Raw genomic sequence first — 19,303 nt, forward strand, 5'->3', positions numbered from 1 at the left:
CCGAGCGTTCCCAACGGCAGTGTCGACCTGAACCACTCGAGCACCTCTGACTGCTCACTTTGGTGAAGCATCATCTGCTCCGCAAGCTCCGTTGGTGTGGCCGGGTTAAGCCGTTCCCTTGTTCCAAGGCTGATGGCTGCGTATTGCAAAAATGTTCATGACTTATCCTCCGCGTTGAGTGAGAGCAGGTCTGGATAAGTGCGAAGCGGGCTTGCGCTGGTTCCGCGCTGTCATTGCCCGACGGGTTGATTGTATCGATCCTGGATGCGCTCCAGCTCGCCCGAGTGGCGCAGTTGCTCTAGGGCGTGGGCCCAGGAGGCTACCAGTTCGTCGTCACAGTCGCGGCTGAAGGCGATGTACAGCGATGAGCGATAGAGCTCGATGGGAATCTGCCGCAGCGTGCCGGGGGCGATGTTCAACTGGCGGGTGTAGTAAGCCACTCCCGCATCGGTGTCGCCTATGATGATATCGGTGCGCCCGGCTTGCAGCATGCGATAGAGCTGCAGGCTCTCGGTTGCAGTTTTTTCGAGGTTGTTGAAGCCCCGCGACTGCAGAGTCTCGGGTATCAGGCCGGCATGTCTCGTGGTAATTTTTGGGGCGTGCAGTAGCTGCTCCAAGGAATTCACCGGCTGCTGCGCATTGGCTAACTGATAGGGGTGAATGGACTCTTCCACGATCGGTCCGACCCACTTGTATAGCGGTTCGCGCTCTGCCGTGCGGAATAGTGAATACATGATGGTCTTGGGCCGGGTCTTCAATGCGCGGGCGCTTCGCATACTGGGCAGCAGCACCACCTCAAAGTCATCCCCGGTCCGCGCCATTATGGCTCGAACGATCTCCGTGGCCATGCCGGTGAGCTGATTGTTCTCCTGGTAGTTGTACGGCGCCCACTCTTCAGTAACGACCTGATACTGCTCGGCCCTGACGGGAGTGCCAAGTAATAGGCAGAGCAGCGCGGCAGTAAGTGTCGAATGTTTCACGTGTTCTGCCTGGTGGGCTGTGCGGTGATCAAGGGTGGATCTGATCAAAAGAGCGAAATTAGTATAGACCCTGACACGCGTCAAACGCCTGATCCAGTCCCGTAAACCGTCACCACGGCGATTGATACATACGAACCAGTACGCATGGCACAGGTTTCTCAAGAGCGTTTAGCGGATTGCCTCTTATCGGTTCGGTTGGGACATATAGTGACCGTCCGGTTCTGGCCGAACGCAGCCAATAGCAACTGCAGATTTCGACCAATCGCGCACGCTCAATCTCGCTTCTCAGACTCTCCTGATGCCACTGACAAGATCGCCCCATATGCGCCTTCCTCAGGGACATAGGAAACAAATCTGTCACTGGCATCCTTTTGCACCCAAAGGCGTCCACAGTTCTGGCATTCGTAGACATTCGACATGCGGTGAATGTAGATGCGGGCTATTCGGCCTTGCAGTTCGTCAGTAGCGCTGCTCCAGGGTGCGAACCCGCCAAATGCCTCAGCTATCGCAGCCTTGTCTCCGGATTCCGCAGCCTCTACCAGAGGTTTGAGTTCGCGGTGCACCTCATCCCAACATTCATTTTCTACCTCGTCGCGAAGCAGGCTCGCCTTATAGGGCAAGCTGTCGGTTTGATCGGTAATCACATGACCACACTTACAACCCAGTTTGCTCATTTGCGGTTCATCCCTAGTGTTCGATCACTTCGTTAAATGGCGGGCAACTCTTTGGCAAAATTTTCGACTTGGGCAGGGGTAATTCATTCAGCCCTTAGGCTTTCATCAGCCTGTAAAAGTCCTCCAGCGCCTCGCGAAATTCCGCCAGGGAAAAACTGATCGGGCGATTCTCGGCGTCCCATCGAGTGGTAATACCGACTTCCAGACCGTTGGATACGCTCAACCCAAAACGGCGCCAGTGCAGAGTCTCTCCGTCAATCACCTGTTCGGTCATCAGCACAAAGCAATCGAAGTCCATGTCATCGCCGCAGTGGGAACGCGCTTGAGTCCGCGCGAGTCGCCGAACAGGTTATCGCCAGGTTCAACGCTTGCTGAAGGGCACCCGCGTGGTGAGCGGCGAGTGCCAATAGCGGGCGTCAAACCTTGGCATTTTTTTGTTTACGTGTCGTAGCATAGCCGATGCGGGAAGTGTTCCAATTACGGAATTTCCGACAATGATAGATAGGTACCCAGCAATGCCAGATGCCACCGATGAAGCATTCTTTGATCGTGCAGACGCGCATATAAACCTGTCGAACGAGCAGCTTAGGGCGCTCGGAGACCTTGGAAAGGTTAGCGCGTCGATGATGTTTGGCACCACTCGATTCAATGCTTGGGTGAGCACTCGCAACTTCAAATCAGGCGAGGAAATGGCGCAGGCTCGCGAAGCGATGTTGAAGTATTTTTGTGAGCAGTACCGGATGATGCTTGAGGATAATCTCGACGACCATATCAACAACTTCAGCAAGTATATGACTGCGCAAGACGCCTGATTAATCTTGGTTACTCTCGGTGATTGACTGTTTTTTGGCAGTCGATCTCGATGGGCCACTATCGACCAGGCGCATGCTGGTACACCTCGACGGTTAGATTGGCTGCCGCTTCACAACCTGGCGCGGGGCAAGCCCGCTCACTACAAAAAAGGCGATGCCCGGCCATCCCCTAAAATCAGAAAACCCGCCAAGGCGGGTTTTCTGACAGCTCAAGTCACAGCCGACGGATGTTTCAAATCCCGCCCACCAACTTGCCCCCCTCCATCCTGCGCTTATAAGCACTGTCCCGACTCGCCAACCAGAAATACAACGGCGACGTCACCACCAACCCCACCACCCACGACAAATCCGCCCCGTTGATGTGCTCCGAAATCGGCCCCACGTACAGCGGCGTGTTCATGAACGGAATCTGCACCGCAATCCCAATCCCATACGCCAACAAGGCCTGCGGGTTGTAGCGCCCGTAGATCCCGCCGTCCACGCGGAAGATCGAGGCAATGTCGTACTTGCCCTTATGGATCGCGTAGAAGTCGATCAGGTTGATCGCGGTCCACGGCACCAGTACCACGAGCAGCACCAGCACCATGTCTACGAAGTGGCCGATGAAGTCTTTGGAGGCGAATACCGCTGCAATCGCGCAGGCGGCCAGCACGATAATCGAGATCACTGCGCGGCTTTTCGCGGTGGGAATCCAGCGATAGGCAAAGGTCTGCACCAGGGTGATGATCGACAGCACTGCGCCGTACAGGTTGAGGGCGTTGTGGCTGATCACGCTGAGCAAGAACAGCACCAGCATCAATGGGCCGATGGCGCCGGTGGCGAGTTTGACGGCGTCCATGGTGTCCATGCCCACCGGGGTGGCGAGCACGGCGACGGCGCCGAAGATGAAGGACAGGCTGGAACCCAATGCCGAGCCGAGGTAGGTGGTCCAGAACGTGGACGCGACGGGTACGTCTGCCGGCAGGTAGCGGGAGTAGTCGGAGACGTAGGGCGCAAATGCGATTTGCCACAGCGCCGCCAATGACACGGTCGCCAGCCAGCCGGAGATGTTGAAGCTGCCGCGTGTCAGGAAGTCCGTGGTCTGCACGTGGGTGAAGATGTAGCCAAACCCGAGCACGATCCCGGCGCCCAGTACCCAGGTGCCGATGCGGTTGAGCACGTGGATAAAGCGGTAGCCGATGATGCCGATGATCCCGGAGCCGATGGCGCCGATCACGATGCCCACGGGTACGGGCACTGCGTCGACCACGCCGTGCAGGGATTTGCCGGCCAGCACGATGTTGGAGGCGAAGAAGCCGATGTACATGACGCCGGCGATGACCACCACCAGCAGTGCGCCGAGGGAGCCGAACTGGGCGCGGCTCTGGATCATTTGCGGGATGCCCATTTGCGGGCCCTGGGCCGAGTGCAGCGCCATCAGCACGCCGCCGACCAGGTGGCCGACAAGGATGGAGACGATACCCCAGATGAGGTTGAGGTGGAACAATTGCACACCCAGCGCACCGGTAACGATCGGCAGCGGCGCGATGTTCCCGCCGAACCACAGGGTGAACAGGTCTCTTACCTTTCCATGGCGATCTTCCGGGGGCACGTATCCAATCGTGTGTTTTTCGATAAGCGGGGCGGAGGATGTTGCAGTGGTAACCAGGTCATGCCTTGCTGGGCCAGTTCGCGGAAGTCGATGGTCTTGCCGCCGTGTGCGCCGCTGACCGCGATGGTCACGTGTTCACGGCCCGGTTTCATGGCTACCTGATCCCACTCGCCCAGCACCCCCAGCCACCAGCAGAAGTCGCGGTTGCGATAGGCGCGGGGCGGGCGGTCATGGGCGCCAACTGACAGGTAGACCTGGCGGCCCGAGCGTTGCAATTCATCGGCGATCTGCACACCGGACGAGCCGGCACCCACCACCAGCACGGCGCCCGTTGGCAATTGTGCAGGGTTGCGATAGTCAGCGGAATGGATCTGGTGCAGTGCCGTGTCTTTGGGTGCGATGGCTGGGATCACTGGCGTCTGGAACGGCCCGGTCGCCGCCACCACGCGGTTGGCTTCGATCACACCGTCGCTGGTGTGCACGGTGAAACCGGGGCGGCCGACATTGCGTACAACGGAGGTTACGTCCACGCCGGTGCGGATCGGGGCATTGAACGTGCGTGCATAAGCCTCAAAGTAATCCGCTACGCATTCTTTCGGCGCGAAGCCATCCGGGGCGACATCATCGAATACCAGGCCTGGAAACCGGTCATGCCAGGCCGGTCCGTTCGCCACCAGAGAATCCCAACGCCCGGTGCGCCAGCGCTCGGCGATGCGGCTGCGCTCCAGCACCAGGTGGGGCACGCCTTGCTTGCTCAAATGCTCGCTCATGGCCACGCCCGCTTGACCGGCGCCCACCACCAGGGTGTCTGTTTTTATTATTGCTTCAGTCATGTCTCTGTCCTTGCGTAATGCAGTTGGATTCAGCGTTGGCATGACTTCAAGGTAGGGGGAGGGGGGCTATAAATAAAATATTATTAAGCTGGGAATTGAGCATAAATATCGGATGCAGCAAGGCTGGCCCGGCTGTGACTAGAACTCTCCGGAATACTTCACCGCCGCTGCCGCCCGCGAAGGCACATCCAGTGCGCGCAACAGCGACGACACATGGATGCGCACGGTAAACGGCGAGATATCCAGGGCCTTGGCGATTTCCTTGTTGGTCTTGCCCTGGGCGATCAGGCGCAGCACGTCATGCTGGCGCGCAGTGAGGGTGTGGGTGTCGAGGGGCAGCAAGCCTGAGGGCGCGAACTTGACCAGCACTTCGCCCTTGCGGATGGCCAGCAGCGCCTGGCCGATTTCGTCGGGGGCGATGTTCTTGCCGATAAAACCGTCTGCGCCCAAGGCCATCACCTGATCGATCAGCGCTGGGTCGTCCACCATCGACACTACGATCAACATGGTGCGTCGCAGTTGCTGGCGCAGTTCTGCCAGCTGGCTCAGGCAGGTCAGGCCCGGAAAGCGCAGGTCGAGGATCAGGGTGTCGATCTCGCCGTCTTCACGGAGCAGCGCGTGTACCCGGTCCAGGTCGCCGGCCTCCTGCACCACGGCCTCGGGCAGCAGGCGCTGCACGGTGCGCAGCATGCCTTCGCGAAACATCGGATGGTCGTCGGCAATGATGATGCGACCGGTCATGAGGGTGCTCCTTCCTGGGGCAGGGTTGTGCTCTGGCATGCTACCTTACCACTGCGCCCGGGGCCTGCCTGTGGAGCGTGAAGGAATTGATGATTGCCGCACAAGGACGTAACCCCATGAGTCTTGAGACCAACTCCGAGCTCGACCAGGCCAACCTGCGCATCGTGGTGGCCGGTATCGCGATTGTCTACATCAGCATCCTCGGCTTTTTGCCTGGGCATTCGTTGGACACGTACCTGCCGGTAATCGTGTATATCGTCCTGTTCCTGCTGGCCTCCATCGTATTTCGCCAGGTGATCGCCCGATGGCCCGGGCATTACCCGGCGCGGCGGATCTTCGGCATGATCCAGGACTACACCGGCACCTCGTTCGGCATGGTGGTCGGCGGCGAGGCGGCACTGCCGCTGTATGCGGTGATGGTGTGGGTCAACCTCGGCAACGGCATGCGCTATGGCTCGCGTTACCTGGCGATTGCCACGGGCCTGGCGTTGCTGGCGCTGTTGATCGTGTACCGCCTCACGCCGGTGTGGCAGGCGCAACCATTCATGGTGCTGATGCTGATGACCACCAGCACGGTGATCCCGGTGTACGCGCATATCCTGCTGGAGCGCACGCGCAAGGCGTCCGAGCAAGCCATCGCCGCCAATCTGGAAAAATCGCGTTTCCTCGCCCAGGCCAGCCATGACCTGCGCCAGCCCATCCACTCCATCGGCCTGTTCACCGCCTGCCTGCGCGAAGCCCGGCTGGGCGATGAAGAGCGCCGACTGGTGGACAACATCGACCGCTCGCTGCTTAACGTGTCGCAGTTGTTCCGCTCGATTCTCGACCTCTACACCCTCGACAACGGCCGCTTGCTGCCCAAGTACCAGGCGGTGCACCTGGGCGAGTTTCTCGCCGACCTGGTGCGCCAGAACGCCGAGGCCGCACGTTGGGCCGGCGTGGAGTTGCGCCTGCGGCCTTGTGCGCATTGGGTGCTGGTCGATCCGGCGCTGTTGGCGACCATGGTGCAGAACGTGCTCTCCAATTGCTTCAAATACGGCGCGCAACGGCCGGTGCTGATCGGCGTGCGCATTCGCGACGGCGGCTTGGCAGTGGAGATTCATGATCGGGGGCGGGGGATTGCCGAGGAGCATCTGTCAAAGGTCTTCGAAGAGTTTTATCGGGTGCGCCACCTGCGTGACAAAGACGTCGAAGGCGTAGGCCTGGGGCTGTCCATCGTCAAGCGCCTGGGGCAGTTGATGAGCGTGCAAGTGAGCCTGCGTTCACGGGTCGGCCGTGGCACCTCGGTAAGCCTCTACGGCCTGACCCTGGCCACCGCGCCGCATGCAGCGGCACCTCGCGACGACACACGTCAGACCGGCCTGCTGACCGGCTTGAAGGTGTGCCTGGTGGAAGATGACTACAACGTATTGCTCGCCACCCAGGCGCTGTTGGAGCGTTGGGGCTGTGAGGTACAGGCTGAAACCTCGGGGCGCGACTTGGTCAGCGACTGCGACATCATCGTTGCCGACTACGACCTGGGAAACCACGCCACCGGTATCGAATGCATCGATGCCCTGCGCGAACAACGCGGCTGGGCAGTCCCGGCGCTGATCCTCACCGGGCACGACGTGGAGAAAATCCAGGCCGCGTTGCACGACCGTCAGATCGCGATTCTCTCCAAGCCGGTGCGCCCCGCTGAACTGCGCGGTGTTCTGCGGGACTTGAGCCAGGAGGCCGTTACTGAGTGAAGCCCTGCAATGCATTGCCGCGCGCACCTTTGGGTTGGCAGTAGGCTGCAGGCTTTATCAGGCCAAAGCTTCCTACCGCATGCAGCGCCCCGCCGACGCCGGTTGAGAGCACGCAGTTATAGTCGCCGGACGCGGTGCTGGCGATGTAATAGGTGGTCATGGAGTCACTGCGCACGTTAGCAATACGCTTTACCGGCTCGCCCAGGTTGGTTTCCGACAGCGTCTTGAGATGGTCTTCGGTGGGCTTGATGTTGCTGCAGCCGGCCACGCCAATGATCAAGGCGCCCAACAAGGTGAGGCGGGTAACGGAGGATTGCAGTTTCATGGTGATTCTTCCTTGGGGTTGTTAGGGCTTTTCCGGCGCGCAACAGGCCCACCCGCGATAAATGCGCGGTGCCAGAGGAGCGTTGGAAGTGCCGAGGAATATAGCGCCGCAAGGGGGAGGGGTCGATTAGCACAAGTGTGCTAGTGGCGCGATGATTTCATGGAGGGAGAGTGAAATGCTGGAGATAAAACGGGCTGCCCCGGAGGATGCCCAGGTGGCGTTCGACATCCGCTTGCAGGCCATCCGTAGCCAGTGCATCGGCGCCTATACGCGCGAGCAAATGATGCTGTGGACGCGGGGAAAGGCCGAGGATGGCTACGACGTGCTGATGGATAAACTGTTTTACCTGGGGTGTATACAGGGGGAGCCGGTTGCCACCGGGATGCTCGACCTGGACAACAACGAAGTAGGTGCGCTGTTTGTACTGCCCGAATTCACCGGGCGTGGATATGGCAAGGCAATGCTCGATCACCTCGAAAACGTTGCGCAGGAACGGGCGATTGAAACCGTGGTGCTGGATGCGACGTTGAACGCAGCGACATTCTATCGAGCCTGCGGATACGTGGGGGACGAGCAGGCGACTTACCACTCGCCCTCGGGGTTAGCGTTAGCGTGTATTCCGATGACAAAACGACTGAGTGCCTGACTGAACACTGTTCAAGAGGTGGGAGCTGGCTTGCCTGCGATGGCGGTGTGTCAGGCGCTTAAAGTGTTGGCAGTGCCGCCGCCTTCGCAGCCTCGCCGGGGCTCGACAGCTCCCACATTTGATCTGCGTCGCTGCTGAAATTGCGCCCGCAGCTATAACCGAAATCCAGCCAAAACAGCAGATCCCCTGTGGGAGCTGTCGAGCTTTAGCGAGGCTGCGAAAGCGGAGTGTCAGGCGACAAAAAAGCTGGCAGTGCCGCCGCCTTCGCAGTCTCGCCGGGACTCGACAGCGCCAATGTTCATCACGCCGACCGAAAGGCCGTGCGCAACCGCGCAATCACTGGGTAGATTGATTCCCCCGGACCTGCGGCGGCGTAGTGCTCTCGCCAAATTCGCGCCACACAAACAGCGTCAGCTCGGCCCCGTCGGTCAGCGCCTGCGCGGGAGGCTGCGGGCCAAAACCCTGCAGAATCCGATATCGCTCATCCCGCCAAAACGCGTCCTCCACCCAGTCGTACACCGGGATGAAATGAAAATGCAGCGGGAATCCCGGCATGTGCCCATAACGGCTGATGTACAGCCATTTCGGCTTTAGCTGCGCTTCCATCACTCGCTGAGTCTTCGCGAGCAACCCGCCCAGCTCGGCCAGCGCTGCGTCCGGCATATCCGCCAGGGAGTGGATTGGCGCTTTGGCACCCAGCATCAGGTACCCCGGCAGTGCCGAAGCCACGTGGTGGTTGAGGCGCCAGTGTTCGGTTTGGTGGAGGACGAAGGCAGGGTCGATCTGCATAAGCGTATCCATGGGAGCTGGACCGGCAGAATACCTGTATCCCACAAATGCGGTCGATCTGTGTCTATCGCACGCGGCACCCGGTGGATAGCCTCAAACGACTCCAACCACCACCGAGCCCACCATGGATCTCACCGCCGTCCCCTTTGGCACCACCGATTGGTCCACCCTCGAACCCAGTATCCACGCTGGCGTCACCGGCAGCGCCTTATGGCGTACCTGTCACTTTGGTACCACCCGGGTGCGCATGGTCGAGTACACGCCCGGCTACCTGGCGGATCACTGGTGCTGGCGCGGGCATGTGCTGTTGTGCCTTGAAGGCGAGTTGCACACGGAGCTGGAAGATGGCCGCCAGTTCACCCTGACAGCTGGAATGAGTTACCAGGTGGGCAATGACATGGAAGGGCATCGCTCATCGACGGGCGTCGGGGCGAAGCTGTTTATCGTGGACTAAACCGTCATTCTCCGTAGGCGCGAGCAGGCCCGCGCCTACGGTCTTCCATCAATGCATCTTGCTGTGGTCCATATGGCCATGGTCCATGCCATCCAACCCACGCGCCTTGGCGTTGACGTCGACAACCTGCTTTTCGCCCTTGGCGTTTTTCACGGTGAGGGTCAGTGGCACCTGGTCGCCTTCCTTGATCTGGCCGGTCAGGCCCATCAGCATCACGTGGTACCCGTTGGGGTCGAGGGTTACGGCTTTGCCGGCAGGCAGTGCCACCGAGTCCACCGGGCCCATGCGCATCACATCGTCCTTCATGCTCATCTCATGGATCTGCACGTCCTTGGCCACGGGCGAGGCCACGCTCAGCAGTTGGCTGTCGCTGTCGGCCGTGACGGTCATGAACGCACCGCTGGAAGGCTGGCCCGGCACGGTGGCGCGCACCCACGCGTCGGTCACTTGCACCTGGGCACTGGCGTGCGCTGCGAGGCCGAGCAGGGTCAGGCCGAACGTCAGGCGCTTGAGGTGTTGAACGGCAGTCATTAGCAGACCTCCATGACGGTGAGCAGGTCTTCTGCGCACTCTTTAGCGGTAAGGGACGCCTGCAGGCCCAGGCGTAGGTTGCCACGGGTGTCGAACACGAAGCTGGTGGCGGTGTGGGACAGGGTGTAGGTGTCGCCGGCGGGGATCTTTTCATAAAAGATGCCGAATTCCTTGGCGGCCACGGCAATTTCTTCCGGGGTGCCATACAGCGCTTCGAAGCTGGGGTCGAAGGCCTTGACGTACTTGTCGAGAATCTCGGGCGTGTCGCGTTCCGGGTCCAGGGTGATAAACACCACCTGCATGATTTCGCCGTCGCGGCCCATCAGCTTCTTGGCCTGGGCGGCACGCGCCAGGGTGGTCGGGCACACGGCCGGGCACTGGGTGAAACCAAAGAACACCACTGGCATCAGGCCACGGTACGAACTGAGGGTGACGGTTTCGCCAGCGGTGTTCTTGAGCTTGAAGGTGCGACCCATGATCTTGTCGCTCAAGTCCTTGCCGTACTTGAAGTTCAGCTTGGGGCTGTAGTCACAGCCGCCCAGCAGGCTGCCCAGGCCCAGCAGGCCCATACCGGTCAGCACTTTGCGGCGGGTGAATAGCGTACTCATCAACGGTGCGTCCTGTGAAACGCCTGCATTGCTCTGGATCTACACATCAGGCTTTGAAAAAGAGTAAAGGAGGAGGGCGCCAAGTCTACCAACCCTGGCTGCGACACGTAATCTGCGACGTTCTGTCACAGGGGCGTGCCGTGCTTCATCCTTTTGCGGCTCTGGTGGTAGAGTCGCCGCCATGAAATTGAGCCACCCCGACCGTTCACTGATCGCCTGGGCCCTGTACTTTTGCGTGCTGATGAACCTGTTCGTCTGCGGTTTGGGTCATGGGCAGATGATGGGCCAGGCACTCAATGGCGTCGGCGGGACGTTCTGTTCGGTGGACGGCAGCCAGGCGCCAGTTTCCGACAAAGGGTTGGGCAGCCCGTCTTCCAGCAACATCTCGAACTACTTTGCCTGCCCAGTCTGCAACGCGTTGACGCCTGCGCTGGTGTTTCTGGTCGGGTTGGCCTGGCTGTTGGGCCTGGGCCGAACGCCACGTCCGGCCCATGAACGGCGCAACAAGGCGCCGCCGCGTTATTCCTGGCCCTCGGCCAACCCCCGCGCTTCACCTGCATGCTGACGTACGCCCCGGGGCCTCCTGAAACCAGGAGGCGTTCCATCGTCATGACTGTGAGTGCGTTTGATGAACCTCCTATTGCCCGCAGGCGCCAGCCGCCTGGTCAGCAAGGCGTCCCGTCGCCTGCACGCGGAACCTGTTCCGCCTGAATACCCCAGTAATTCGCGTAATTTCGTGCATCTGGATGCGCGCCTTTTGCCCTATTGGCACACCCTGTTCGATATCTGCCCGGCGCTGCTCAAGCTCGACCCGCCCGAAGGCCTCAACCTGTTTCGCAGCTTCATGACCTGGGCCTATCGCAACCGGCCGCCGCTGGATTGGACCTACCACGTGAATGTCTGCCGCTGGCTGCTGGGCTCGGTGTATGGCGCGCAGATCGATGATGAGCCCATCGAGGCATTCATGGCGGCGGCGGCCGCGGGCTGGGTCAATACGGACGAAAGCCAGGCCCGGGGTGTTGTCCTGGCCTGGCAGTCGTCGCGGGTTGTCGATTGGAAACACGCTCAGCGTACCGGGACCGAGCTCCCGGCGCTGCCACCGCCACCCTGGGATTTCGCATGGTGCCCGTTGACGGTATCGCGTGGCTTCAGCGGATGGTTGCCGGTGCCTTGAGCGGCTGCCGAGTGCCTCTGGTCGAGCTTTTTCCGCTTCACCCCAACCACCAACCACCGGGTCACGGATGAGCCGTCAACTGCCTGAGCGAGGTTTTTCCTTGCTGTCTTTATGGCTATCGGCGGGCTTAGCCGGTTTGCTCGGCGGTTTGTCGGTGTCTTTGGTTTTCTTATCGCTGTCGGAGGGGCTGCTGGGGTAGGTCCCAGGCGGCAGCGCGGAACCGGCGGCGCTGTCGCCAGTCAAGGCGTTAGCGGCAGGCTCGGGGTTATCGCCAAAAGCGGCGAGGGCGGGGCCCGCGAGCAAGGCTGAGAGGCCGACGATAAGCAAAATCCGTTGGTACGATCTGGTCTTCATGACGCAATCCCCTACCGTGTGGGTACATCCAGAAACAGCCCCGAAGCCTGGATTACGTCCAGGCTTCGGTCATGCTTCGATCAAGCCGCCATTGGCTTGGTCGACTGCGCCTTTTTATGCGCGGCTTTCATGGCTTCCATTTCAGCGCCCAACTCTTCCAGCAGCGTCTTACCCAGCAGTTTTTTAGCCTGCGGGAACATCTCGGTTTCCTCTTCTTCGATATGGTGCTCCAGCAACTCCTTGACCACTTTAACGCGGCCGGAGAACTCGGTTGTCGAAGGCTCAGTCTGCTTCAAGTCCGGCAGCACCAGCGAGTCGACGGTGCGATGCTCTTCCTTGGCTTCGTGGTACATGATGTCCTGCTCCTTGCCGCCGGCCTTTCTGAATGCCGGGTACAGAATCTCTTCTTCCAGCTTAGTGTGCAGGCTGATTTCTGCTTCCAGCTTGGCCAGTAGCTCAGTACGCTTTTTAACCCCGCGTTCGGTTGACTCACTCAATTGAGTCAACAGGGCCTTCACGCGTTCGTGGTCGGCTTTGAGCAGGTCAATGGCATTCATGGGTGACACCTCACGGGAAAATCAGGGCGTGTCGAAATGCACGCCTCGTCCTGAGGAAACATTGCATCAGGTGTACCAACCGGAGATTTTTCTGAATGTTCAGATAAATCATGCGGTTAGCTGCTACAGAACAGGCCGGGTGTCGTGCAGCTTGCATGGTTGCCTGCGTGGAGGGTTGCATTCCACCCTGAATGACGGGCGTATTAGCTGTTGCAGGTATTTTTAATGAACCCTCAGCGCCGATACTTGACCTAATGCACAAGACCTCAGGAGGTGACTCATGCAATTAGAATATATCTGGATCGGTTTGGCGGTGATTTTGCTGCTCGCGGAGCTGTGGGCGATTAACGTTGTGTTGCGTAGCACAAGTGGCTGGGAGACTAAGGGGTTGTGGCTGATAATCCTGATCTTCGTGCCGCTGTTTGGGTTGATTGCATGGGCAGTGCTCGGGCCGAAACGTGAGATGCCCGAGCAGCATCGAGGCTAAATCAGAGGTAAAAAAAACAGGCGCCCATTGGGCGCCTGTTTGCGTTCAAAGCCAGCTGTTTAGCCTGCGACAGCCTTGGCAATCGTGTCGTTGAATGCCGGCAAGTCGTCCGGCGTGCGTGAGGTAATGAGCGTCCAGCCATTGGCTGTGCACGTTTTGGTCTCGGCATCGACCCAATCCGCGGCGCCGGCATTGACCAAGTCGGTGCGCACGCTCTTATACGAGGTCAGGGTCTTGCCCTCGACCACGCCCGCATCGATCAACGCCCACGGTCCATGGCAGATCGCTGCCACGGTTTTACCCGCCGTGACGAATTCGTTGATCAACTTCAAGGCTGCTGCATCCTGGCGCAAGGTGTCGGCATTGACGGTGCCACCGGGAATCACCAGGGCATCGAAATCCGCACCGGACAGTGCCGACAGCTTGGCGTCTGACTCTACGGTGCGGTCCTTTTCGGTGTCGCCGACAAACGTCTGGGTGGTGCCGCCCTCACTGGATCCATGGGTCACCGTAGCGCCAAAACCGCGTAGCGCTTCCAGGGGCTTAAGCAGTTCGTCGCGCTCGATACCCGTGTTGGACGTGATGATGAGGATGTTCTTGCCGTTGAGTTGCGAACTCATGTTTGAGTACCTCCTGAGTCGTGGGGTTACTTGGCGTATTTGGCTTGCAGATCCTTGGCGGCCTTCAGGTGAGCTTCAAGGGTTGGCAGCGTCTTGGTGGCGAAGGCTTTCAACTCGGCATTGTCCGAAGACGTGGATTCTTTCTTGAACAGCTCGACGGTCTTTTCATGGGCGGCGACCTGATTGTTGGCGTAGGCCTCGTCAAACGATTCGTCGCGCATTTCCAGAATGGCTTTCTTGGCCTTATCCGTCAGGGCAGCATCATCCGGTACTTCGATGTCGAGCTTTTTAGCCAGGGTCGCCAGTTCCTGATTCGCCTCGGTGTGTTCGGTCACCATGTGTTGGGCAAAGGTCTTCACATCAGCCGAACTGCTCTTTTGCAGGGCCAGCTTGCCCGCTTCGATTTCGGTGATGCCACCTTCGGCCGCATTGTCGACAAAACTATTGGACGTGGCGGCCATGGCGGTCGAAATCGAGCCTGCAACCAATACGAAGGTCAGGCCCATTTGTTTCATTAACTGAGTAGTCATGGTGTGGCTCCTTAAAGGTGGCTTGATGCCGTTACCTGAGTGTTGAGAGGGCGGCTGTGCAAAAGGTTTAATTTAATTCGCGCTTATTTCGCCAGTGGCCGTGCCCGGTTGAATTCTTGAACTATCGAAATTCAGTGGCCTCTGCTGCTTAGGTGCCCGCGGATTTTTGCGGGCTGCAACTGCCAGGAGATTGACCATGACCGATCACAAAAATGCTGACAAAACCCCAGACCCGATCAGCTCGGAAAACGTGCAGAAAGGCATTGAACAGCCGTCCAAGGGGAAGACCCTGGACCGTCCGAACCCCAAGACCGAAACCGTCGATAAAGTGCTGACGCCGACTTCGATCAAAGAGACTGAGCGCCAGACCGATGCCATTAACGAGCAGGCCGACAAAGCCGAGCGCAAGTTGGGGCACTAACCATGGCTCGGGCGATTACCGCTTCTGAATTGGGCATCGAGCTCAAGGCTGATGATGACGCGAGCCTGTTCAAATGGTTGATCGCCAGCTTCTTGATGGGCAAGCGGATCCAGGCACCCATCGCTGCACAGGCCTACAAGGTGATCGTTGAAGAACAAGGTCGCGACACTGCACGCAAGTTGCAGCACTGCACTTCACGGGAATTGGTCGCAATGTTAGGGCGTGCTCACTACGTGCGTTATGACGAAACCACCGCGCAGCGCTTGCTGGACCTCAGTGCCAAGCTGAATGCCGAGTACGCCGGCAAGCTCACCCAGATGCGCAGTGCCAGTAAAGACCGGCAGGCGTTTGAAAAGCGCCTCGGGGAATTCGACGGCGTGGGACCTAAAACCATCGAGATTTTCATGCGTGATGCGGCGACGGTGCTGTTTTGACCGCGCCGCTTTTTGTGGGATGCGCGGGCTGGAGTTTACCGCGTGAGCATTGGCCGGCATTTGTGGCCGAGGGCACGCATTTGCAGCGCTATGCGTCACGCTTCAATGCAGTGGAAATCAACAGCTCGTTTTACCGCCCCCATCTGTCAAAGACTTATGAGCGTTGGGCGCAATCAGTGCCGTCGACGTTTCGTTTTTCGGTCAAAGTGCCCAAGCGCATCACCCATGAATTGCGCTTGCAGCGTTGTGAAACCGCGCTGGATGAGTTTCTTGAACACAGCCTGCAGCTGCGTGAAAAGCTCGGCTGCTTGTTGATTCAACTACCGCCGTCGCTGAGCTATGAACCTGCCATCGCCAGCGCTTTTTTTACGGCGTTACGCCAACGCTTTGCCGGCGCCGTGGTGCTTGAGCCGCGTCACGCTACCTGGCTCGCAGCCGAGGTGATGTTGCAGGATTTTGAAATTGGCAGGGTCGCCGCTGACCCTGCGGTGATTGAAACCGGCGGCGTGCCCGGCGGTTGGCGGGGCGTGAGTTATTGGCGCCTGCATGGATCACCGCGTATCTATCACAGTGCTTATGGCCCTGAGCGAGTGCAGGCATTTGCGCAGGCATTGGTTCAGGCTACGAACGCCGGCATTCCCACGTGGTGCATCTTCGACAATACCGCCAGCGGGCATGCGACGCCCGACGCCTTGTCACTACTCGACCTCTACTCGCAACACTTCCAAGCCTAACTGCTCATACGCTTCCACACTCGGCACATGCCATTCGGTAATCAGTGTATGAATGCGGCTGCAGGGCGCCACCACAAAGGGCTCCACCGCACCGAGCTTGTCCGCCAGGGTCACCGCCACTACATGGGAGGCGCTGTCGAGCAAAGCTTGCTTGACCGCCACTTCATCAAAGTGCAGCGAGCTGATGCCCACTTGCGGATGCAGCGCGCACACCCCGGTAAACAGCAGGTCGGCCTTTATGCTTTGGATAAGGCGCACCGTTTCGTGGCCGCTGGTGGAGAGAGTCGCGGGGTTGAGTTGGCCACCGGTGAGGATCACTTTTACATCGGGGTGGTCGGCCAGTGCGATGGCGATCATGGGCGACGTTGTGACCACGGCCAGGCGAATCGAGCGGGGCAATGACTGCGCGATCTGCAGCGTTGTGGACCCGGAATCGAACAGCACGATCTGGCCATCTTGCACGCGGTCGGCCGCCAGTCGGGCGAGGCGGCGCTTAGCCTCGTTGGTTTCGCCGACGCGGGTGAAAAAGTCTTTGCCAGTGTCCTTTGGCCGAGGCAGGGCGCCGCCGTGCACGCGTTGCAACAGGCCGGCGGCGGCGAGTTCGCCGAGGTCGCGGCGGATGGTGTCTTGGGATACGGCAAAGTGGTCCACCAATTCCGAGGCGGTGACCTTGCCGTCGCGTTCCAGCAACAACAGGATCTTCTGTTTGCGCAAAGAAGGCAGGTCAATGGCTTGATGAGTGTTGTGCATGGTTTTGCATCATTTTGCGGGTTTATGCGAGATTATGCGCCTACCGATATAAACGCAATGGCTGGTTGAGCAGCCGATGGGCGGTTACTCTCAGTGTTCAGTTCAGGGAGAGGTGACTTAGATGTCGTTGATTACAACCATCGAAGATTTACGCAAGCTCGCGCAAAAGCGTGTCCCACGGATGTTCTACGACTACGCCGACTCCGGCTCCTGGACTGAGAGCACCTACCGGGCGAATGAAAGCGATTTTGCCAGCATCAAATTCCGCCAGCGGGTGGCGCGCAATATCGACGAGCGCTCGATCCGTGCCAGCATGATCGGCCAGGACATGGCCATGCCGGTGGCGCTGGCACCGACCGGATTGGCCGGCATGCAGCATGCCGATGGTGAGATCCTGACCGCCCGCGCGGCTGCCGCGTTTGGCCTGCGCTACACCTTGTCGACCATGAGCATCTGCTCCCTGGAAGACATCGCCGAACACGTCGGCCAGCCGTTCTGGTTCCAGTTGTATGTGATGCGCGACCGCGCTTTTATCGAACAATTGATCGAGCGCGCCAAGGCTGCCGGCGTGGATGCGTTGGTGCTGACCCTCGACCTTCAGATCCTCGGGCAACGCCACAAGGACTTGATCAACGGCCTGTCGGCACCGCCCAAGCTGACCTTGCCGAATATTCTCAACATGGCCACCAAGCCGCGTTGGGTGATGGGCATGCTGGGCACTAAGCGCCGTGGTTTTGGCAATATCGTCGGGCATGTGAAAGGTGTGGCGGACATGAGTTCACTCTCTTCCTGGACGGCCCAGCAATTCGACCCGCGCCTGAGCTGGGACGATGTGGAGTGGATCAAGAAGTGCTGGGGCGGCAAGTTGATCATCAAGGGCATTCTCGATGTAGAAGATGCGCGCCTGGCCGCGAATTCCGGCGCCGATGCACTGGTGGTGAGCAATCACGGCGGTCGCCAGTTGGATGGCGCACCGTCTAGCATCAGCCAACTGCCGGCAATCGTGGAGGCTGTGGGCGAGCGTATTGAAGTGTGGCTCGACGGCGGCATTCGTTCCGGCCAGGACGTGCTTAAGGCGATGGCGTTGGGGGCAAGGGGCACCATGATCGGTCGGCCGCATTTATATGGCCTGGGCGCGATGGGCGAGGCGGGCGTGACCAAGGCACTTGAGATCATCGCCCGTGAGTTGGACGTGTCGATGGCGCTGTGTGGGTATAACGATATACGCGATGTGAATCGCGAGATTTTGTTGCCGGGTACATTTCCAGAAAACGTTTACTGAGCAAAAAAAACGTAAAAATATAAAAAGAGTTGTCCACGAAAACCGTGGGTATCTCTGTGGATAACTTTGCGAAGCCCCGGCAGGGTTGGCGATTTAAGCCAAGATCAATATTTGATCAACTTCTGATTTGGCCCAGCATGGGCAGGGTTTGCGCTTGACAGGCAAGCGCGAACCCAGTGCCGGAAAGTGTTTTCAAGAGTCGCCGTTGCGGCCTGTGGCGTGCGTGACAACCTGGGGCGGCATCTTCGCTTGCATCAGTTTGTCCAGCGCCTGGCCGTAGCTGCGACCGCCCAGGCTCATGCTGTTGTTATGGCTGGCGCCGGGCACCAATAACAGTCGTTTAGGTTCCTGGGCGGCTTCAAACAATTGTTGGCTGAAACGCGGCGGCACGTAGCGGTCGTCCAGGCCATGCACCACCAGCAGCGGCATATGGATATCGGCAATCTTGTCGATGGAATCGAATTTCTGCGACAGCAGCCAGCGCACCGGCAACGAAGTATTGGCCACCGCCGTGGCTACATCTGCCAGCGAGGTAAAGGTGGATTCAATCACCAAGCCGCGAACCGGCAGTGGTGTTTGTTTGCCTAACTCGGCGGCCAGGTCGATGGCCACCGCACCGCCCAGGGAGTGCCCGTAGATCAGGCGTTTGCCGGGGTCCGGTTGCAGCACTTGGAAACGTTCCCAGGCAATTCGAGCGTCTTCATACACGCTGGTTTCCGACGGAAGCTCGCCGTGGCTCTGGCCGAAACCGCGATAGTCGATGGCCAGCACCGAGTAGCCCAGGGCGTGCAATTGCTCGATGCGAAACAGTTGCCCGGTGAGGTTCCAGCGGACGCCGTGCAGGTAGAGGATTGCGGGTGCGTCCTTCTTATCCGCCGGGTACCACCAGCCATGTATGTTCTGCCCCGATTTGAAACTGGTAGGTTTGAGTTCGAACTCCTGCACGGCCTTGGGCAAGCCGCTGTACCAGCTGGCGGTGCCCGGCTCGATGCGAAACACCAGTTCGCGCTCCTTGTGTTGCAGCACGGCGCACCCCACCGGCAGGCCGACGATCAACAGCGCCATGCACAACAGCGGAAACCAGCGCAGGCTCAGGCGCGAGAGAAAACGTGAAGACATGAAGGTTCCAGAGAAAAGTTGAAGCAGGGTTTTTACCAGATGGCCCACACAGGCAGGAATTAATTCGACAGCCGTCCACCGGGATTGCTTGCAAAGTGTTACAGCATTGAACAATGCGTGCCGGGAT

25 protein-coding genes and 2 pseudogenes are annotated in these 19,303 nt (G+C 59.3%); 11 read left to right on the top strand and 16 right to left on the bottom strand.

The window, feature by feature from the left end; translation table 11 throughout:
- Window positions 1–230: 230 nt before the first annotated feature.
- The 3 genes from AB4O35_RS18500 to AB4O35_RS18510 form a co-directional block, all read right to left on the bottom strand.
- The gene (locus tag AB4O35_RS18500; RefSeq protein ID WP_065946346.1) at window positions 231–980 is read right to left on the bottom strand and encodes a substrate-binding periplasmic protein; all 750 of its coding nucleotides are present in this window, start codon (window positions 978–980) and stop codon (window positions 231–233) included.
- A gap of 272 nt (window positions 981–1,252) precedes the next feature.
- Window positions 1,253–1,654: a hypothetical protein gene (locus tag AB4O35_RS18505; RefSeq protein ID WP_065890820.1), complete on the bottom strand. Its 402-nt coding sequence runs from the start codon at window positions 1,652–1,654 to the stop codon at window positions 1,253–1,255.
- A 94-nt stretch (window positions 1,655–1,748) separates the two neighbouring features.
- Window positions 1,749–1,952: a hypothetical protein gene (locus tag AB4O35_RS18510; protein ID WP_175403059.1), complete on the bottom strand. Its 204-nt coding sequence runs from the start codon at window positions 1,950–1,952 to the stop codon at window positions 1,749–1,751.
- A gap of 217 nt (window positions 1,953–2,169) precedes the next feature.
- Between AB4O35_RS18510 and AB4O35_RS18515 the strand changes: the two genes are divergently transcribed.
- Window positions 2,170–2,466 (top strand): DUF3144 domain-containing protein, encoded by a 297-nt coding sequence (locus tag AB4O35_RS18515; protein WP_065872237.1) that lies wholly within the window; start codon window positions 2,170–2,172, stop codon window positions 2,464–2,466.
- Between the two features lie 232 nt (window positions 2,467–2,698).
- On the opposite strand, the gene AB4O35_RS18520 is transcribed toward AB4O35_RS18515, so the two are convergent.
- The 3 genes and pseudogenes from AB4O35_RS18520 to AB4O35_RS18530 all read right to left on the bottom strand — a co-directional run bounded on the left by AB4O35_RS18520 (window position 2,699) and on the right by AB4O35_RS18530 (window position 5,631).
- The gene (locus tag AB4O35_RS18520) at window positions 2,699–4,114 is read right to left on the bottom strand and encodes a purine-cytosine permease family protein (RefSeq protein ID WP_065946296.1); all 1,416 of its coding nucleotides are present in this window, start codon (window positions 4,112–4,114) and stop codon (window positions 2,699–2,701) included.
- Window positions 4,102–4,932: pseudogene (locus AB4O35_RS18525) on the bottom strand (flavin-containing monooxygenase); the annotation flags it as partial. The gene AB4O35_RS18520 and the pseudogene AB4O35_RS18525, both read right to left, overlap by 13 nt.
- Before the next feature lie 96 nt (window positions 4,933–5,028).
- Window positions 5,029–5,631: a LuxR C-terminal-related transcriptional regulator gene (locus AB4O35_RS18530; protein WP_065946295.1), complete on the bottom strand. Its 603-nt coding sequence runs from the start codon at window positions 5,629–5,631 to the stop codon at window positions 5,029–5,031.
- Window positions 5,632–5,747: 116 nt separating this feature from the next.
- Between AB4O35_RS18530 and AB4O35_RS18535 the strand changes: the two genes are divergently transcribed.
- Window positions 5,748–7,361, top strand: coding sequence for an ATP-binding response regulator (locus AB4O35_RS18535; RefSeq protein WP_065882023.1), 1,614 nt, complete (start codon window positions 5,748–5,750; stop codon window positions 7,359–7,361).
- On the opposite strand, the gene AB4O35_RS18540 is transcribed toward AB4O35_RS18535, so the two are convergent.
- Complete coding sequence (locus AB4O35_RS18540; RefSeq protein WP_049712816.1) at window positions 7,351–7,686, bottom strand: hypothetical protein; 336 nt, start codon at window positions 7,684–7,686, stop codon at window positions 7,351–7,353. The genes AB4O35_RS18535 and AB4O35_RS18540 overlap by 11 nt on opposite strands.
- A 175-nt stretch (window positions 7,687–7,861) precedes the next feature.
- On the opposite strand from AB4O35_RS18540, the gene AB4O35_RS18545 reads away from it, so the two are divergent.
- Window positions 7,862–8,332, top strand: coding sequence for a GNAT family N-acetyltransferase (locus tag AB4O35_RS18545; protein WP_065872196.1), 471 nt, complete (start codon window positions 7,862–7,864; stop codon window positions 8,330–8,332).
- Window positions 8,333–8,633: 301 nt separating this feature from the next.
- Here AB4O35_RS18545 and AB4O35_RS18550 read toward each other — a convergent pair.
- Window positions 8,634–9,121, bottom strand: a pseudogene (locus AB4O35_RS18550) (HIT family protein).
- 124 nt (window positions 9,122–9,245) lie between these two features.
- Here AB4O35_RS18550 and AB4O35_RS18555 point away from each other — a divergent pair.
- Window positions 9,246–9,575: a DHCW motif cupin fold protein gene (locus AB4O35_RS18555; RefSeq protein WP_065872198.1), complete on the top strand. Its 330-nt coding sequence runs from the start codon at window positions 9,246–9,248 to the stop codon at window positions 9,573–9,575.
- Window positions 9,576–9,623: 48 nt separating this feature from the next.
- Here AB4O35_RS18555 and AB4O35_RS18560 read toward each other — a convergent pair whose 3' ends face one another.
- Window positions 9,624–10,106 carry a copper chaperone PCu(A)C gene (locus AB4O35_RS18560; RefSeq protein ID WP_065872199.1) on the bottom strand — a complete coding sequence of 161 codons (483 nt, stop codon included), beginning with the start codon at window positions 10,104–10,106 and terminating at the stop codon, window positions 9,624–9,626.
- Window positions 10,106–10,714, bottom strand: coding sequence for an SCO family protein (locus AB4O35_RS18565; RefSeq protein ID WP_049712821.1), 609 nt, complete (start codon window positions 10,712–10,714; stop codon window positions 10,106–10,108). Before AB4O35_RS18565 ends, AB4O35_RS18560 begins: the two co-directional genes overlap by 1 nt.
- 181 nt (window positions 10,715–10,895) lie before the next feature.
- Between AB4O35_RS18565 and AB4O35_RS18570 the strand changes: the two genes are divergently transcribed.
- Together AB4O35_RS18570 and AB4O35_RS18575 are read left to right on the top strand one after the other, a co-directional pair.
- Window positions 10,896–11,279 (top strand): DUF2946 domain-containing protein, encoded by a 384-nt coding sequence (locus AB4O35_RS18570; RefSeq protein ID WP_065872200.1) that lies wholly within the window; start codon window positions 10,896–10,898, stop codon window positions 11,277–11,279.
- Window positions 11,280–11,342: 63 nt separating this feature from the next.
- Window positions 11,343–11,888: a putative natural product biosynthesis protein gene (locus AB4O35_RS18575; RefSeq protein ID WP_065882026.1), complete on the top strand. Its 546-nt coding sequence runs from the start codon at window positions 11,343–11,345 to the stop codon at window positions 11,886–11,888.
- A 75-nt stretch (window positions 11,889–11,963) separates the two neighbouring features.
- On the opposite strand, the gene AB4O35_RS18580 is transcribed toward AB4O35_RS18575, so the two are convergent.
- Both AB4O35_RS18580 and AB4O35_RS18585 read right to left on the bottom strand, forming a co-directional pair.
- Complete coding sequence (locus tag AB4O35_RS18580) at window positions 11,964–12,242, bottom strand: hypothetical protein (protein WP_065882030.1); 279 nt, start codon at window positions 12,240–12,242, stop codon at window positions 11,964–11,966.
- 80 nt (window positions 12,243–12,322) lie between these two features.
- The gene (locus tag AB4O35_RS18585) at window positions 12,323–12,799 is read right to left on the bottom strand and encodes a hemerythrin domain-containing protein (RefSeq protein ID WP_065946293.1); all 477 of its coding nucleotides are present in this window, start codon (window positions 12,797–12,799) and stop codon (window positions 12,323–12,325) included.
- A 280-nt stretch (window positions 12,800–13,079) separates the two neighbouring features.
- On the opposite strand from AB4O35_RS18585, the gene AB4O35_RS18590 reads away from it, so the two are divergent.
- On the top strand, window positions 13,080–13,286 hold the full coding sequence (locus tag AB4O35_RS18590; RefSeq protein WP_065872203.1) for a PLDc N-terminal domain-containing protein: 207 nt from the start codon (window positions 13,080–13,082) through the stop codon (window positions 13,284–13,286).
- A gap of 59 nt (window positions 13,287–13,345) precedes the next feature.
- Here AB4O35_RS18590 and AB4O35_RS18595 read toward each other — a convergent pair whose 3' ends face one another.
- Together AB4O35_RS18595 and AB4O35_RS18600 are read right to left on the bottom strand one after the other, a co-directional pair.
- A complete protein-coding gene (locus AB4O35_RS18595; protein ID WP_065872204.1) occupies window positions 13,346–13,906 on the bottom strand; it encodes a type 1 glutamine amidotransferase domain-containing protein in 561 nt (186 codons plus the stop codon).
- A gap of 26 nt (window positions 13,907–13,932) precedes the next feature.
- Window positions 13,933–14,436 carry a DUF4142 domain-containing protein gene (locus AB4O35_RS18600; RefSeq protein ID WP_065872205.1) on the bottom strand — a complete coding sequence of 168 codons (504 nt, stop codon included), beginning with the start codon at window positions 14,434–14,436 and terminating at the stop codon, window positions 13,933–13,935.
- 196 nt (window positions 14,437–14,632) lie between these two features.
- Here AB4O35_RS18600 and AB4O35_RS18605 point away from each other — a divergent pair, with 196 nt between their 5' ends.
- Genes AB4O35_RS18605 through AB4O35_RS18615 form a run of 3 tightly spaced genes read left to right on the top strand, consistent with a single transcriptional unit; the run spans window position 14,633 to window position 16,025 of the window.
- Entirely contained in the window at window positions 14,633–14,857 is a 225-nt protein-coding gene (locus AB4O35_RS18605) for a hypothetical protein (RefSeq protein ID WP_065882037.1), read from the top strand.
- Window positions 14,858–14,859: 2 nt separating this feature from the next.
- Entirely contained in the window at window positions 14,860–15,291 is a 432-nt protein-coding gene (locus AB4O35_RS18610) for a DNA methylase (protein WP_065872207.1), read from the top strand.
- Window positions 15,288–16,025, top strand: coding sequence for a DUF72 domain-containing protein (locus tag AB4O35_RS18615; protein WP_065882041.1), 738 nt, complete (start codon window positions 15,288–15,290; stop codon window positions 16,023–16,025). Before AB4O35_RS18610 ends, AB4O35_RS18615 begins: the two co-directional genes overlap by 4 nt.
- Here AB4O35_RS18615 and AB4O35_RS18620 read toward each other — a convergent pair.
- Window positions 15,990–16,775 (bottom strand): DeoR/GlpR family DNA-binding transcription regulator, encoded by a 786-nt coding sequence (locus AB4O35_RS18620; RefSeq protein ID WP_065946292.1) that lies wholly within the window; start codon window positions 16,773–16,775, stop codon window positions 15,990–15,992. The two genes, AB4O35_RS18615 and AB4O35_RS18620, sit on opposite strands and share 36 nt — an antisense overlap.
- 121 nt (window positions 16,776–16,896) lie before the next feature.
- Between AB4O35_RS18620 and AB4O35_RS18625 the strand changes: the two genes are divergently transcribed.
- Window positions 16,897–18,057, top strand: coding sequence for an alpha-hydroxy acid oxidase (locus tag AB4O35_RS18625; RefSeq protein WP_065872212.1), 1,161 nt, complete (start codon window positions 16,897–16,899; stop codon window positions 18,055–18,057).
- Window positions 18,058–18,249: 192 nt separating this feature from the next.
- Here AB4O35_RS18625 and AB4O35_RS18630 read toward each other — a convergent pair whose 3' ends face one another.
- The gene (locus AB4O35_RS18630; protein WP_065872214.1) at window positions 18,250–19,176 is read right to left on the bottom strand and encodes an alpha/beta hydrolase; all 927 of its coding nucleotides are present in this window, start codon (window positions 19,174–19,176) and stop codon (window positions 18,250–18,252) included.
- Window positions 19,177–19,303 lie beyond the last annotated feature (127 nt).

The organism is Pseudomonas sp. H1_A03 (genome assembly GCF_054685145.1).